This window comes from Microbacterium fluminis (genome assembly GCF_051549805.1).
In the GTDB taxonomy this organism is placed as follows: domain Bacteria; phylum Actinomycetota; class Actinomycetes; order Actinomycetales; family Microbacteriaceae; genus Microbacterium.
The window spans coordinates 312,859-328,490 of the sequence record NZ_CP196042.1 but is presented as its reverse complement, the minus strand read 5'-3'; the positions used below and the strand labels follow the sequence as shown (position 1 = coordinate 328,490).

9 protein-coding genes are annotated in these 15,632 nt (G+C 70.2%); 3 read left to right on the top strand and 6 right to left on the bottom strand.

Annotated features, from left to right (window positions below):
• Positions 1-3 precede the first annotated feature (3 nt).
• The 5 genes from ACSJDX_RS01465 to ACSJDX_RS01445 form a co-directional block, all read right to left on the bottom strand.
• The gene (locus tag ACSJDX_RS01465) at positions 4-2,619 is read right to left on the bottom strand and encodes a DUF4062 domain-containing protein (protein ID WP_438353825.1); all 2,616 of its coding nucleotides are present in this window, start codon (positions 2,617-2,619) and stop codon (positions 4-6) included.
• 103 nt (positions 2,620-2,722) lie between these two features.
• Positions 2,723-3,655 carry a sensor histidine kinase gene (locus ACSJDX_RS01460; RefSeq protein ID WP_438353824.1) on the bottom strand — a complete coding sequence of 311 codons (933 nt, stop codon included), beginning with the start codon at positions 3,653-3,655 and terminating at the stop codon, positions 2,723-2,725.
• Positions 3,655-4,332, bottom strand: a complete 678-nt coding sequence (locus ACSJDX_RS01455; protein WP_438353823.1) for a response regulator transcription factor — start codon at positions 4,330-4,332, stop codon at positions 3,655-3,657. Before ACSJDX_RS01455 ends, ACSJDX_RS01460 begins: the two co-directional genes overlap by 1 nt.
• Before the next feature lie 22 nt (positions 4,333-4,354).
• Entirely contained in the window at positions 4,355-5,038 is a 684-nt protein-coding gene (locus ACSJDX_RS01450; protein ID WP_438353822.1) for an ABC transporter ATP-binding protein, read from the bottom strand.
• Between the two features lie 7 nt (positions 5,039-5,045).
• Positions 5,046-6,422 carry an ABC transporter permease gene (locus tag ACSJDX_RS01445; RefSeq protein WP_438353821.1) on the bottom strand — a complete coding sequence of 459 codons (1,377 nt, stop codon included), beginning with the start codon at positions 6,420-6,422 and terminating at the stop codon, positions 5,046-5,048.
• 355 nt (positions 6,423-6,777) lie between these two features.
• Here ACSJDX_RS01445 and rpoB point away from each other — a divergent pair, with 355 nt between their 5' ends.
• From rpoB to ACSJDX_RS01430, 3 genes are all read left to right on the top strand, one after another.
• The gene (gene rpoB, locus ACSJDX_RS01440; RefSeq protein ID WP_438353820.1) at positions 6,778-10,275 is read left to right on the top strand and encodes a DNA-directed RNA polymerase subunit beta; all 3,498 of its coding nucleotides are present in this window, start codon (positions 6,778-6,780) and stop codon (positions 10,273-10,275) included.
• Between the two features lie 43 nt (positions 10,276-10,318).
• A complete protein-coding gene (rpoC, locus tag ACSJDX_RS01435; RefSeq protein ID WP_438353819.1) occupies positions 10,319-14,194 on the top strand; it encodes a DNA-directed RNA polymerase subunit beta' in 3,876 nt (1,291 codons plus the stop codon).
• 149 nt (positions 14,195-14,343) lie between these two features.
• Entirely contained in the window at positions 14,344-14,955 is a 612-nt protein-coding gene (locus tag ACSJDX_RS01430) for a hypothetical protein (protein WP_438353818.1), read from the top strand.
• Between the two features lie 10 nt (positions 14,956-14,965).
• On the opposite strand, the gene ACSJDX_RS01425 is transcribed toward ACSJDX_RS01430, so the two are convergent.
• Complete coding sequence (locus ACSJDX_RS01425) at positions 14,966-15,586, bottom strand: hypothetical protein (protein ID WP_438353817.1); 621 nt, start codon at positions 15,584-15,586, stop codon at positions 14,966-14,968.
• Positions 15,587-15,632 lie beyond the last annotated feature (46 nt).

The following is a 15,632-nucleotide window of genomic DNA, read 5'->3' as shown; positions in this document are numbered from 1 at the left end:
TGCTCACCAGCCCGTCAGGTCGACCTCCCGACCAGGGAGCGCGGCGGCGATCGCCTCGGCGACGGTGAGATCGGCGCCCTCCCGCTCGCCGGCGGCGACGGCCTCGGGGTCGGCGGCGCGCATCGCGTCGAGCTGCGGGGTGTGCACCGTGAACGCCTCCACGTCGAAGACGCCGATGCGATGACGGATGCCGGCGGCCGCCGCCGACAGCAGGCCCGCACGCCGGCCGTCCCCGCGCGCCGCCGCGACGGCGCACAGACCCTCCAGCCCGTAGGCGATCCCCTCTTCGTGGTGCAGCCGGATCGACACCAGGAGGGTCCGCACGCACCCCTCCTCCGCGGCATCCACCTCTCCGCGGGCGAGCAGGATGCGGGCGCGGTGGTTTCCGGCCACCGAGAGGGTGAAGAGGTCTCCGGCGCCGTCGGCGATCCCGGTCGCCGTGTTGAAGTGCTCGAGCGCGTCGGTGCGGGAGCCGCTCAGCCACGCCAGGCGTCCGAGCGAGACCTCGGTGATCGCCTCGCCCCAGCCGTTGCCCAGCTCGTGCAGCCGCGCGACGGCGTCGTTCAGCTCGCGCGTCGCGGTGGCGAGGTCGGGGTCGGGCATCTGCAGGCGTGCGGTCGCGCGCGCCGCGAGCGACATGGCCGCGGCATCGGCGTCTCCGCTGCCCTCGAACAGTCGCACGCATTCGGCGAGCCCGGCGACCACCTCGGCCGACGGGCGCTGCCACATCTCGCCCCAGAGCGCGAAGAACCAGGCGACGGCGCGGGTGTGCGACGAGATCGGTCGCTCCTTGCCGAGCAGCTCCAGCATCCACACCCGCACGCCGCCGAAGAGCCCCGCGATCCACCAGTAGATGAGGAGGTCCCAGGCGAAGTCGCCCGCGTCGTCGAGGCGGTCGGTGTAGACGAGGTGGCGCACCGCGGCGCGGAGGTTCGGCAGCTCGAGTCCGAGCGCGGCCACCGCGTCGGCCTGCCCGGCGCCGCGCAGCGCGGGCGCGAGGCGCGCGACGAGAGCGAGGTAGTGGTCGGCGTGTGCGGCGCGCATGCGGTCGGCGTCGCCGCGGGTCTTGAGGTGGTCGAGGGCGTACTCGCGCACGATCGCGAGCAGCGAGAACACCGCGCGCCCCTCCACCTCGGTCTGCGTCACCAGCGACGCGTCGACGAGCGCGGCGAGCCCGTCGAGGGACCCGCCCTCCCACGAGCGGCCGGGGCTGATCGCCTCCACCGCCTCGAGGGTGAAGCGCGTCGCGAACACGCCGAGGTCTTCGAGCAGGTCGCGGTCGTGCGCGGGCAGCAGACTGACGCCCCAGTCGATCGTCGCGCGCATCGTGCGGTGGCGGTCGGGCAGGTCGCGCACGCCCGCGGTGAGCAGCGGCAGGCTCCGCTCCAGCCGGTCGGCCACTCCCTGGGGAGCGAGGAGCCGCATCTTCGCCGCGGCGAGCTCGATCGCCAGGGGCAGCCCCTCGAGGCGTCGGCAGATCGCGATGACGGCGGCGGCGTTGTCCTCGGTGAGTTCGAAGCCGGGCTTCGCGGCCTGCGCGCGGTCGGCGAACAGCAGGCACGCCGCCGACCGACGGGCCCGCTGCAGCGTCGCCGGCGCGTCCGCCCCGGGGGCGACCAGCCCGCCCACCTCGTAGACCTGCTCGCCGCGGATGCGCAGCACGATGCGGCTGGTCACCAGGAAGCTCGCCATCGGCGCGACGGTGTACAGCCGCACCAGCACGGGCGCGGCATCCACGATCTGCTCGAAGTTGTCGAGCACGAGTAGCACCCGACGGTCGGCCAGCGCCCGCGAGATCCGCTCTTCGAGCGCGGCCTCGCCGTTGTCGCGGATGCCGAGGGCGAACCCGATCGTGGGCAGCAGCAGCTGCGGCTCCAGCACGCCCTCGAGGGGCACGAAGTACGTCCCGTCGGGGAACAGGTCCTCCGTCTCCCGCGCCGCTTCGATCGCGAGACGGCTCTTGCCCGTTCCGCCCGGGCCGATGAGGCTGAGCACCCGCTGGTCGCCGCTCGCGAGGAGCTCGCGCACGTCGGCGAGCTCGCGCCGCCGCCCGATCGTGCGGGTGTAGGGCACCGGAACACGGGAGACGAGGGATGCCGCAGGCCCCGCCGCCGGCGCCGGCTCCTCACCGCGCGACTGGTCGAAGCGCTCGGCGAGCAGCGTCGCGAGGTCGCGGGCCACATGGTCGCCGAGCTCCGTCGCGTCGTGGAAGGGGAGGTACGCCGCGGTGTCGTCGCTGCGGATGCGGTCGATGAGGGCGGTCAGCCGGGGCTCGCGCGTGCCGCCGGAGGCGCGGATGTAGATGAGCTTGGGCATGTCGGGCGGCGCGAGCCGGTACTCGTCCTCGAGCCCGGAGATCTCCTCGTCGGGGGCGACCCAGCCGTAGCTGTCGCCGTAGACGCCGATGAACACGTCGCTCTGGGCGAGATACGACCGGTAGAGCGCGCGCGGCGGATGGGGCCGGGCCCCGAGCTCGAACATCACCGGCGCCAGGTGCAGCCGCTCCACGGCCGCCCGCACGGCGCCGCGCTCGTCCGCGAGCTCCCGCAGCGTCGAGCTGACGAAGACCCGGATCCGTTGATCGGGAGTGCGGATCACGGGGCGCGTCCCTGCACCCATCTGCACATTGTGGCGCGAACCGCCCTCTGAGGCCATCCTCGCCTGCGAGCGGCACGATGACGCATTCCGGCGCCACCGGAGGGGGAGCCCTCCGGCGGCCGGTCTAGCGCAGCGCCGGGAGCTCGATCGTGACGGTCGTTCCTCCGGCGGAGCCCGCCGTCAGGCGCACCGTGCCGCGGTGGGCCGTCACGATCTGGAGCACGAGCGCGAGACCCAGGCCGTTGCCCGGAAGGGAGCGCGCGGCGGGTGCGCGCCAGAATCGGTCGAAGGCCCGCCCACGCTCGCCCGGAGCGAAGCCCACGCCGCGATCGGTCACCTCCACGCGCACGCGGTCGCCCTGCTCCTCCACGCGCACTTCGACGGGGGTGTCGTCGGCCGAGAACTTCCGGGCGTTGTCGACGACGTTGGCGACGGCACGCAGGAGGAGGTCCTCCGATCCCCGCACCAGCACGGCGTGCCGCGGGGCGTGAAGGCGGATCCGTCCCGTCGGATCGCTGGCGGCGCGATCGGCCACGGCCACGATGTCGACAGGGCCGAATCCGGATTCCACATCGATGGAGCTCCCGCGTGCCAGCATCAGGAGATCGCTCGTGAGCGCCGTCAGATGCTCGACCTGCTCGAGCGCCCGGGTGATCGCCGCGCGGTACGCCGCTCCGTCGCGCGGCCGACTGACGGCGAGCTCCAGCTCCGTCTGGACGACGGCCAGCGGCGTGCGGAACTCGTGCGACGCGTCGTCGACGAACCGCTGCTGGTCCTCGTAGCCGTGGCGTACGGGCCGGAGGACCAGCTTCACCATGAGCCAGCACAGCACGGGCACGACGACGGCGAGCACGAGGCATCCGACCAGAAGGCCGGACCGCAGGTCGGCGAAGCTCTGCTCGGCGGCGTCGATGGCGCCCGAGCCCGAGGCGCCCACGCTGTCGAAGTCGAACGACGCGACCACGTAGGCGTACACACCGACGGCGAACCCCGCGAACACCAGGAGCAGGACAGCGCTGAACAGCACGGTGAGCCGGACGACGGCGGTGCGGAACATCAGGGTGCCTGCACCGAGTACCCCATACCGCGATGCGTGCGGATGAGATCCGGGGCGCCGCCGACGTTCAGCTTGCGGCGCAGGTAGCGGATGTAGGTCTGCACGACGTTGCTGTAGCCCTCGTAGTTGCCGTCCCAGGCATGGTCGATGAGCTCCGATGCGCTCACGACGGTGCCGGGGGCGCGCATCAGGTACTGCAGCACCGCGAACTCCCGTGCGGTGAGGACGATCACTCGCCCGCCGCGCCGTGCGGTCCGCGTCGCCGCGTCGAGAGTGAGGTCGGCGACCTGGAGGAGCGGACGGTCGGCGTGCGGCGCACGGCGGAGCAGGGCGCGCACGCGGGCGAGGAGCTCCTGCAGATGGAACGGCTTGGTGAGGTAGTCGTCGGCGCCGGCGTCCAGTCCCTCGACACGGCTCCCCGGCGCATCGAGCGCGGTGAGCATGAGGATCGGCACCTCGCTGCCCGCCGCCCGCACGCGCGCGCACAGCGCCATCCCTCCGCCGGGGGTGCCGGGAAGCAGCAGGTCGAGGATCAGGAGGTCGTAGGTCTCGATCTCGAACGATTCGAGCGCCGATCGGGTGTCCGCGCGCACATCGACCGCGTACCCCGACTCGCCGAGCGCCCGCCGCACGACGTCGGCCATGCGCGCGTCGTCTTCGACGACGAGGATCCTCATGGGGCCACGGTAGTCGTCGCGCCTACGCCCCCGGCCGGAGGCGACCGTCGGCGAGGTGCACGGTCCGCCCCGCCCTCCGGGCGAGACGGCTGTCATGGGTCACCATGACGACCGTGACGCCGCGGTCCGCCCACACGGAGGCGAACAACGACACGATCTCGTCGCGCATGCGCTCGTCGAGGTTGCCGGTGGGCTCGTCCGCGAGCAGGACGTCCGGGTCCTTGACGAGGGCGCGCGCCACGGCGACGCGCTGCTGCTGGCCGCCGGAGAGCATTCCCGGCACGTGGTCGGCGCGGTCTCCGAGGCCGACGGCGTCCAGCGCGGCGGCAGCGCGCTCGCGGGCCGCACCGCCGCCGACCCCGAGCGGGCGCAGCGCCGCGACGACGTTGTCCAGCGCCGACAGGGTCGGGATGAGATTGAACGATTGGAAGACGAAGCCGATGCGCCGCGCTCGCAGCGAGGTGAGCGCGCGCTCGGGCAGGCGGTCCAGCTGCGCCGTCGTGTCGCCGGAGCCGAACCGCACGGTGCCGGACGCCGGCCGGTCGAGCGCGCCCAGCAGCTGCAGGAGGGTCGACTTCCCGCCGCCGGTCGGGCCCGTCACCGCGACCCACTCGCCGTCCTCGACGGTGAGGCTGACGTCGTCGAGCGCGGTGACCGGACCGCGCGGTCCGCGGTAGACCTTCGTGACGTTCTCGAGCTGGTACACGGGACTCCTACTGGTCGCTGCGGAGGGACTCGGAAGGGCGGAGGGATGCGACCCGGAAGGATCCTGCGACGGCCGCCGCGAGGGAGGCGACGAGGGCGAGCCCGATGCCGAGCGCGACCGTGTCCCACGGGAACGCGAGGGACAGCGCGACGTGGGTGGACGCCCCGGTGGTGGCCGCCGTCGCCGTCAGGGTGGGGGCGGCGAGGTTGCCGATGACGACGGCGATGCCGGCGAGAACGACCCCCGCGACGCCGCCGATCAGGCCTTGCACGAGCGATTCGCCGAGGACCTGGGACACGATCGCCCCGCTGGTCCAGCCGAGTGCCTTGAGGGTGCCGAACTCGCGGCTGCGGCGGGTCACTCCCACGATGGTGAGCAGGGCGGCGATGAGGACCGCGGCCGCTAGCGCGATGATCGACAGCCACAGCCCGATCGACGCGCTCACATCGGAGGCGGAGGCGAGAGTGCCGGTCATCGTGGAGGCGAGGTCGGCCTGCGTCGCGACGTGCGCACCGGGCAGCGCCGACTCCGCGGCCGTCGTGACGGCCGCGACGTCGGCGGCGGAGGTCGTCGTGACGTACACGCTCGTGATCTGCCCCGCCTGCCCGCTCAGCGACTGCGCGATGTCGAGCGGGAGATACGACTGGGCGATCGACGGCCGCCCGGACGGTGCGGCGACGAGACCGACGACGGGGATGTCGACCCCGCCGATGTTCACCGCAGCGCCGACCGAGATCTGGTTCTCCGTGGCGTACAGCTGATCGACGAGCGCCACCCGCTGGCCGGCATCGGCCGCGGCGAACCCGCGGCCCGCGGTCACCGTCATGCCGGCCAGGGTGCCGTCCGCGCGCGCGGGATCCACCCCCGCCACGGAGAACGTGTCGACACCGAAGGCGCTTCCGCCGGCGCCGTCCGCTCCGGTGGGCCCCGCGGGTCCCTCGCCGGACGCCGCCTGGCCGCCGGTGATGCTCGGGATGATGCCGCTGAAGTCGTAGTTGTCGAGGAGGAGCACCCCTTCGGCGGAGGCCACCTGGGGCAGGCCGGCCACCGTCGTCTGCTCGCTCGAAGGGATGGTCGTGAGCCCTCGCGCCACGCTCAGCTGGCTCTGCGTGAGCGCCGTCGAGCCGCCGGCGGCGGTGCCCGCCCCGGACGCGAACGTGAACTGCGGGGCGGGTGTCGCACCCCCGGCGACGGGGCGGGTGATCGTCACGTCGGTGCCGACGCCGTAGAGCGACGCGAGGGCCGTCGACTGCGCCGATGCGAGCCCCGCGCTGATCCCGGACATGACGATCACGATCGCGACTGCGACCGCCAGCCCCGCGCTCACCGCGGCGGCCTGGCGACGTCGGCGTGCGAGCTCGCGCAGCACGTAATGCATCCACATAGCGGTCCCTCTCCGTCTCGCCCACGGTAGGGACTGCTGCGTGAGAACAGCGTGAGACGGCGGCGATCGGGGACGTGCGTCCGCTCCCGGGGGGAGAATCCCCGGAAACACGCGGATGCCGCGGGTTATACCGCAGCATCCGAAACTCGTCAAGAACCCGACTGGACACGGCGCGTCCCCCGCCGTATAGTTGTTCTTTGCGCTCCCATTCCCCTGCCCTCATATGGTGGTCGGCTGTGCCTTCGCGCCCCCGTGCATATTGCGGCGCGTGATGCGAAGGCTTGGGGATGAGCGAGCACTCCACCTGACGACAAGGAACACGAGCCCCTGATCCGGGCCTCTGGAGGTTATCCCCTTGGCTGCTGCGCGCAACGCATCCAACCCCACCACCCCCAAGAACGGACGCGGCGCATCCCGCCTCTCGTTCGCCAAGATCTCCGACACGCTGACGGTCCCCGACCTTCTGGCGCTGCAGACGGAGTCTTTCGACTGGCTCGTCGCCAACGACGCCTGGAAGGCCCGGGTCGCCGAGGCCAAGGCCGCAGGTCGCACCGACGTGCCCGAGATCAGCGGTCTGGAGGAGATCTTCGAGGAGATCTCGCCGATCGAGGACCTCAGCGAGACGATGCAGCTCTCGTTCACGAACCCCTACCTCGAGCCCGAGAAGTACTCCATCGAGGAGTGCAAGGAGCGCGGCAAGACCTACGCGGCGCCCCTCTACGTCGAGGCCGAGTTCATGAACCACCAGACCGGTGAGATCAAGACGCAGACGGTCTTCATGGGCGACTTCCCGCTCCAGACCGACAAGGGCACGTTCATCATCAACGGCACCGAGCGCGTCGTCGTCTCGCAGCTCGTGCGCTCGCCCGGCGTCTACTTCGACAAGACCCCCGACAAGACGTCCGACAAGGACATCGTCTCGGCGCGCGTCATCCCCAGCCGCGGCGCCTGGCTCGAGTTCGAGATCGACAAGCGCGACCAGGTCGGCGTGCGCATCGACCGCAAGCGCAAGCAGTCGGTCACGGTCTTCCTCAAGGCCCTCGGCCTCACCAGCGAAGACATCCTCACCGAGTTCGCCGGCTTCGACTCCATCGAGGAGACGCTCTCCAAGGACACGATCCTCACCAAGGAGGACGCGCTCCGCGACATCTACCGCAAGCTCCGTCCGGGCGAGCAGGTCGCCGCCGAGGCCGCCCGCGCGCTGCTGGACAACTTCTACTTCAACCCGAAGCGTTACGACCTGGCCAAGGTGGGTCGCTACAAGATCAACCAGAAGCTGGGCCTGGACGCCCCGCTGAGCGAGTCGGTGCTCACGGTGCAGGACGTCGTCGCGACGATCAAGTACCTGGTGCGCCTGCACCGCGGCGACGTGACGTTCGACGGCATCCGCGGCGGCAAGCCGGCCGAGATCCGTCTCGACATCGACGACATCGACAACTTCGGCAACCGTCGCATCCGCGCCGTCGGCGAGCTCATCCAGAACCAGGTCCGCACCGGTCTGTCGCGCATGGAGCGCGTCGTCCGCGAGCGCATGACCACGCAGGACATCGAGGCGATCACGCCGCAGACCCTGATCAACGTGCGCCCCGTCGTGGCCGCGATCAAGGAGTTCTTCGGCACGTCGCAGCTGTCGCAGTTCATGGACCAGAACAACCCGCTCGCGGGCCTGACCCACAAGCGCCGCCTGTCGGCCCTGGGCCCCGGCGGTCTGTCGCGTGAGCGCGCCGGCGTCGAGGTCCGCGACGTCCACCCGTCGCACTACGGCCGCATGTGCCCGATCGAGACCCCGGAAGGCCCGAACATCGGCCTCATCGGCTCGCTCGCCTCGTTCGCGCGCATCAACGCGTTCGGCTTCATCGAGACGCCGTACCGTCGCGTCACCGGCGGCACCGTGACCGACCAGATCGACTACCTCACCGCCTCCGAGGAGAACGACTACATCGTCGCGCAGGCCGGCGCCGAGCTGAAGGCCGACGGATCGTTCGCGCAGGAGCGCGTTCTGGCCCGCCGCGGCAACGGCGGCGAGGTCGACCTCTTCCACGCGGAGGAGATCGGCTACATGGATGTCTCGCCGCGCCAGATGGTGTCGGTCGCGACCTCCCTCATCCCCTTCCTCGAGCACGACGACGCCAACCGCGCCCTCATGGGTGCGAACATGCAGCGCCAGGCCGTCCCGCTCCTCCGCTCCGAGTCGCCGGTCGTCGGCACCGGCATGGAGGGCTACGCGGCCGTCGACGCCGGTGACGTGGTCACCGCCGAGCGCGCCGGTGTGGTCGTCGAGGTCTCGGCCGACGTCGTCACCGTGCAGCTCGACGAGGGCGGCACCCAGGACTACTTCCTGCGCAAGTTCGACCGCTCCAACCAGGGCACGTCGTACAACCAGCGCGTCGTGGTCTCGGCCGGCGACCGCGTCGAGAAGGGCGAGGTCCTCGCCGACGGTCCCGCGACGGAGAACGGCGAGCTCGCGCTCGGCAAGAACCTCCTCGTGGCGTTCATGACGTGGGAGGGCCACAACTTCGAGGACGCGATCATCCTGAGCCAGAACCTGGTGAAGGACGACACCCTCTCCTCGATCCACATCGAGGAGTACGAGGTCGACGCGCGCGACACCAAGCTCGGCAAGGAGGAGATCACCCGTGATCTCCCCAACGTCAGCCCCGACCTGCTCAAGGACCTCGACGAGCGCGGCATCATCCGCATCGGCGCCGAGGTGCGCCCCGGCGACATCCTCGTCGGCAAGGTCACGCCGAAGGGCGAGACCGAGCTGTCGGCCGAGGAGCGCCTGCTCCGCGCGATCTTCAACGAGAAGAGCCGCGAGGTGCGCGACACGTCGCTGAAGGTGCCCCACGGTGAGCAGGGCACGATCATCGCGGTCAAGGAGTTCAACGCCGAGGACGGCGACGACGAGCTCGGCTCGGGCGTCAACCGTCGCGTCGTGGTCTACATCGCCCAGAAGCGCAAGATCACCGAGGGCGACAAGCTCGCCGGCCGCCACGGCAACAAGGGCGTCATCGCGAAGATCCTCCCGATCGAGGACATGCCCTTCCTCGCCGACGGCACCCCGGTCGACGTGATCCTCAACCCGCTGGGCATCCCCGGCCGCATGAACTTCGGCCAGGTGCTGGAGCTCCACCTCGGCTGGATCGCCAAGCAGGGCTGGAAGGTCGAGGGCACCCCCGAGTGGGCCGCCCAGCTGCCGCAGCAGGCGTTCGAGGCCCCCGCGGGCACGAAGGTCGCGACCCCGGTGTTCGACGGTGCCTTCGAGGCCGAGATCGCGGGTCTGCTCGACTCGACGATCCCGAACCGCGACGGCGACCGCCTGATCGACTCGACGGGCAAGACGCAGCTGTTCGACGGCCGCTCCGGCGAGCCGTTCCCGGCTCCGATCTCGGTCGGCTACATGTACATCCTGAAGCTGCACCACCTCGTCGACGACAAGATCCACGCGCGCTCGACGGGTCCGTACTCGATGATCACCCAGCAGCCGCTCGGCGGTAAGGCGCAGTTCGGCGGCCAGCGCTTCGGTGAGATGGAGGTGTGGGCCCTCGAGGCCTACGGCGCCGCGTACGCGCTGCAGGAGCTCCTCACGATCAAGTCCGACGACATCCTCGGCCGCGTCAAGGTGTACGAGGCCATCGTCAAGGGCGAGAACATCCAGGAGCCCGGCATCCCCGAGTCCTTCAAGGTGCTCATGAAGGAGATGCAGTCGCTCTGCCTGAACGTCGAGGTGCTCTCGGCCGACGGCACGGCGGTCAACCTCCGCGACACCGACGACGACGCCTTCCGCGCAGCGGAGGAGCTCGGCATCAACATCTCCAGCCGCTTCGAGTCCTCGTCGATCGACGAGATCTGACCCGGCCGACGACAGAATTCCGACACAGGAGAACTGAGAACTAGTGCTCGAATCAACCACTTTCGATCAGCTGCGCATCGGTCTGGCCACCGCCGACGACATCCGTCGTTGGTCCTTCGGCGAGGTCAAGAAGCCCGAGACGATCAACTACCGCACCCTCAAGCCCGAGAAGGACGGTCTGTTCGGCGAGCAGATCTTCGGACCTTCCCGTGACTGGGAGTGCGCGTGCGGCAAGTACAAGCGCGTGCGCTTCAAGGGCATCGTGTGCGAGCGCTGCGGCGTGGAGGTCACCAAGTCCTCCGTGCGTCGCGAGCGCATGGGCCACATCGAGCTCGCCGCCCCCGTCACCCACATCTGGTACTTCAAGGGCGTGCCCTCGCGTCTGGGCTACCTGCTGGACATGGCGCCGAAGGACCTCGAGAAGGTCATCTACTTCGCCGCCTACATGGTGATCTCGGTCGATGAGGAGGCGCGTCACCGCGACCTCCCCACGCAGGAGAACAACATCCGTCTCGAGCTGAAGACGCTGGCGGACCGCCGCGACTCGCGGATCGCGACCCGCCTCCAGAAGCTGGAGGAGGAGCTCGCCGCCCTCGAGGAGGAAGGCGCCAAGGCCGACCAGAAGAAGAAGGTCAAGGACGCCGCCGAGAAGGAGATGGCCTCGATCCGCAAGAACGCGGACGACCAGGTCACGCGCCTCGAGAAGGTGTGGGATGACTTCCGCACCCTCTCCGTGGGCGACCTCAAGGGCGAAGACGAGATCTTCCACGAGCTGCAGGACCGCTTCGGTCAGTACTTCGAGGCCCACATGGGCGCGGAGTCGATCAAGCGTCGCCTCGAGGCGTTCGACCTGGCCCAGGAGTCCGAGGACCTGCACCTGCAGATCTCCGAGGGCAAGGGCCAGCGCAAGATCCGCGCGATCAAGCGCCTCAAGGTCGTCAACTCGTTCCTGCAGACGGGCATGAGCCCGGCATCCATGGTCCTCGACGTCGTCCCGGTGATCCCGCCGGAGCTGCGCCCGATGGTGCAGCTGGACGGTGGCCGCTTCGCGACCTCCGACCTCAACGACCTGTACCGTCGCGTGATCAACCGCAACAACCGCCTCCGTCGTCTGATCGACCTCGGTGCTCCCGAGATCATCGTCAACAACGAGAAGCGGATGCTGCAGGAGGCCGTCGACGCGCTGTTCGACAACGGCCGCCGCGGCCGCCCGGTCACCGGTACCGGCAACCGTGCGCTCAAGTCGCTGTCCGACATGCTCAAGGGCAAGCAGGGCCGGTTCCGTCAGAACCTGCTCGGCAAGCGCGTGGACTACTCGGGCCGTTCGGTCATCATCGTCGGACCCCAGCTGAAGCTGCACCAGTGCGGTCTGCCCAAGCAGATGGCGCTCGAGCTGTTCAAGCCGTTCGTGATCAAGCGCCTCATCGACCTCGGTCACTCGCAGAACATCAAGGCCGCCAAGCGCGCCGTCGAGCGCACGCGTCCCGAGGTCTGGGACGTGCTCGAGGAGATCATCCGCGAGCGCCCCGTGCTGCTCAACCGCGCGCCCACGCTCCACCGTCTGGGCATCCAGGCGTTCGAGCCGCAGCTCGTGGAGGGCAAGGCCATCCAGCTGCACCCGCTCGTCTGCGCGGCGTTCAACGCCGACTTCGACGGCGACCAGATGGCCGTGCACCTGCCGCTGTCGGTCGAGGCCCAGGCCGAGGCTCGCATCCTGATGCTCGCCTCGAACAACATCCTCAAGCCGTCGGACGGTCGCCCGGTGACCCTGCCCTCGCAGGACATGATCATCGGTCTGCACCACCTGACCACGGTCATCGCCGGCGCCGCCGGTGAGGGTCGCGTGTTCGGCTCGGTGGGCGAGGCGATCCTCGCCAAGGACGAGGGCACCCTCGACCTGCAGGCCAAGGTGCGCATCCGCGTGCCCGGACTCACGTTCCTCGAGGGCGACGCGCCCGAGGGTTACGAGCGTCACCACCTGGTGGATGCCTCGCTCGGCCAGGCGATCTTCAACGACACGCTCCCCAAGGGGTACCCGTTCGTGCGCGAGCAGGCCGACAAGGGCAAGCTGTCGCAGATCGTCAACAAGCTCGCCGAGGAGTACCCGAAGGTGGAAGTGGCCGCGAGCCTCGACCGCATCAAGGACGCCGGCTTCTACTGGGCCACCCGTTCGGGTGTCACGGTGGCGCTGAGCGACATCCTCACGCCCCCCAACAAGGGCGAGATCGTCGCGGGCTACGAGAAGCAGGCCGCGAAGGTCCAGGGTCAGTTCGAGAAGGGTCTCACCACCGACGCCGAGCGTCGTCAGGAGCTCATCAAGATCTGGACCGAGGCGACCGATGCCGTGCAGAAGGCGATGCGCGACAACTTCCCCGAGGACAACACCATCAACCGCATGGTGTCGTCGGGTGCGCGTGGTAACTGGCTGCAGATCCGCAACATCGCGGGTATGCGCGGCCTGGTGAACAACCCCAAGGGTGAGATCATCCCCCGTCCGATCATCTCCTCGTACCGCGAGGGTCTGTCGGTGGCGGAGTACTTCATCGCGACGCACGGTGCCCGCAAGGGTCTGGCCGACACGGCCCTCCGTACGGCCGACTCGGGGTACCTCACGCGTCGCCTGGTCGACGTCTCGCAGGATGTCATCATCCGCGAGGAGGACTGCGCGACGACCAAGGGCCTCGAGCTCGCGATCGCGACCGTGGGCGCCGACGGCGTGCTGGTCAAGGACGCGAACGTCGAGAACTCGGTGTTCGCCCGCACGCTGGCGGCCGAGGTCGTCAGCCCCTCGGGCGAGGTGCTCGCGGCGGCCGGCGACGACGTGGGCGACGTGCTCATCAACGCGCTGGTCGCGGCCGGGGTCGAGACCATCAAGGTCCGCTCCGTCCTCACCTGCGACTCGGCGGTCGGCGTCTGCGCGAAGTGCTACGGCCGTTCGCTGGCCACCGGCAAGATCGTCGACATCGGCGAGGCGGTCGGCATCATCGCCGCCCAGTCGATCGGCGAGCCCGGAACGCAGCTGACCATGCGCACCTTCCACACCGGTGGTTCCGCGTCGGCCGACGACATCACGCAGGGTCTGCCCCGCGTGCAGGAGCTGTTCGAGGCGCGCACCCCCAAGGGCGCGTCCCCGATCGCCGAGTCCGACGGTCGCATCACGATCGACGAGACCGACAAGGCCAAGAAGGTCATCCTCACGCCCGACAACGGCGACGAGCCGCACGTCTACCCGGTCCTGAAGCGCGCGACGCTCCTGGTCGAGGACGGGCAGCACGTCACGGTCGGTCAGCCGATCCTGGTGGGCACGCTCGACCCCAAGGAGGTCATGCGCGTCATGGGCGCCCGCGAGGTCCAGCGCTACCTCGTCAACGGCGTGCAGGGCGTGTACCGCTCGCAGGGTGTGCCGATCCACGACAAGCACATCGAGGTCATCGTCCGCCAGATGCTCCGCAAGGTCACCGTCGTCGACCACGCCGACACGACCCTGCTCCCGGGTGAGCTGGTCGACTTCAAGCGGTACCAGCAGATCAACCGCGAGGCGGTCGGCGAGGGCAAGCGCCCCGCGTCGGGTCGCCCCGAGCTGATGGGTATCACGAAGGCGTCGCTCGCGACGGAGTCGTGGCTGTCGGCCGCATCGTTCCAGGAGACGACCCGCGTGCTCACGCAGGCCGCCATGGAGGGCAAGAGCGACCCGCTGCTCGGCCTCAAGGAGAACGTGATCATCGGAAAGCTCATCCCCGCCGGAACGGGTCTCGCGAAGTACCGCGACGTCACCGTCGAGGCGACGGAGGAGGCCAAGAGCGAGCGCTACCCGAACCGGATCTTCGCGTCCGACGGCGCCTACTCCGACGCCGACCTGAGCTACGTCGACTTCGACAGCTTCTCGACGGACGACTTCACGCCCGGCACGTACAACTGATCGACGGATGCCGCGACTACGCGTCGCGGCATCCCATCCCCCGAAGGGCCCCGGTTCGCACCGGGGCCCTTCGGCGTTCCCGCACCCGCCCGCGTGCCGGAGCGGAACGGCCGCGAGTCCCGCTTACCGTGGTCCGGTAAGGGGGAGCGGTGGCTCGGATCGGCGGACGGAACCTGTGGCTCGCGGTGCCCGCGGGGGTGTTCTGCGCGGGTGTCGTGGGGGTGCTCGCGGTGCTGGCGACCCCGATGGTGCCGGTCGCTGCGGCCTGGGTCGGCGTCTCGTTCCACAACGCCACGAACATGCCCCCGCCGACCACCCCGGTCGGCACGGCCGATCGCTTCGCGTCGACGATGAGCTCGGACTGCCGTTCGCTCTACGCCGACAGCCTGTGGTCCGAGCTCACCTGGACGCCGCGGGTGCTGCTGTCGCAGACTCTGGCCGCGCCCGCGACGGCCGAGACGTCGCTCACGCAGGCGCTGGCGCCGACCGTGCGTGTGACGTGCACCTGGCGGGGGCAGCGGGATGCCTCGATCTCCACGACGGTCGCGAGCGTCGGTCCGGACGCGGGAGCCGTCGCGCAGGCGGCGCTCACCGCCTCCGGCTTCACCTGCTCCGCATCGGGGTGGACCCAGTGCACCCGCACGCAGGGCGAGGTGGTCGAGGAGCACGTGGTGCGGGGCGGCCTGTGGATCTCGAGCGTCGAGACGTCGTGGCATCCGGACCACTACAGCGGCCGCATGATGAGCCGGCTCTGGCCCTGAGCGGCCGCGCTCAGCCGAAGATGTGCGTGATGACGCTGTCCGTGTAGCCCGACGGGGCGAGGTTCGAGAACCTCGTGTCGATGAGGATCCCGTCGCGCCAGAACAGCGTGCGGCCGTCGGTGACCGGATACGTCGTGTTCTGCCACGTCTTCTCGCAACGCGTGCCCTTGTTCGGGGTGTAGCAGGTGAAGCCCTCGGCGTCGGCGAGCTGGTTGAGCAGGTCGAGCGCCGGTCCGCGCGACACCTTCGAGATCGTGGTGACGAGGTTCGTGGTGTCGGCCCGCGGGTCGCGCCAGATGCACACCAGGCTGCCGTCGGGCTGCACGCCCGACGCGCCCAGCGCCGGGTCGTTGAGCGGCGTCTGCCCGAACTCGGCGAGCACGGCGGCCGACACCATGGCGCGGCAGTCGGTCGGGATCCGCGCCGCACCCGCGGTCGGCGTGGGCGACGCGGTCGGGGTGGCCGAGGCCGTTGGGGTCGGGCTGCCGGCGCCGGTCGTCGGTGCGGCGGGCTCGCGGGTGGGGGTGGTGCCGGCTTCGGCGATGCAGCCGGTCAGTGCGAGCGCCAGCATCCCGATCCCGACGACGACGGATGCCGCAACGACCCCCGTGCGTCTCGTCCGGCTGGTCATACGCTCACCGTAGGCCGCGCGCGGGCCGGCATCCGGCTCCGACACA

Coding starts and splice junctions, on each gene's coding strand:
- ACSJDX_RS01465 (WP_438353825.1), bottom strand. CDS start 2,619: ATGGGTGCAGGGACGCGCCCCGTGATCCGCACTCCCGATCAACGGATC.
- ACSJDX_RS01460 (WP_438353824.1), bottom strand. CDS start 3,655: ATGTTCCGCACCGCCGTCGTCCGGCTCACCGTGCTGTTCAGCGCTGTC.
- ACSJDX_RS01455 (WP_438353823.1), bottom strand. CDS start 4,332: ATGAGGATCCTCGTCGTCGAAGACGACGCGCGCATGGCCGACGTCGTG.
- ACSJDX_RS01445 (WP_438353821.1), bottom strand. CDS start 6,422: ATGTGGATGCATTACGTGCTGCGCGAGCTCGCACGCCGACGTCGCCAG.
- ACSJDX_RS01425 (WP_438353817.1), bottom strand. CDS start 15,586: ATGACCAGCCGGACGAGACGCACGGGGGTCGTTGCGGCATCCGTCGTC.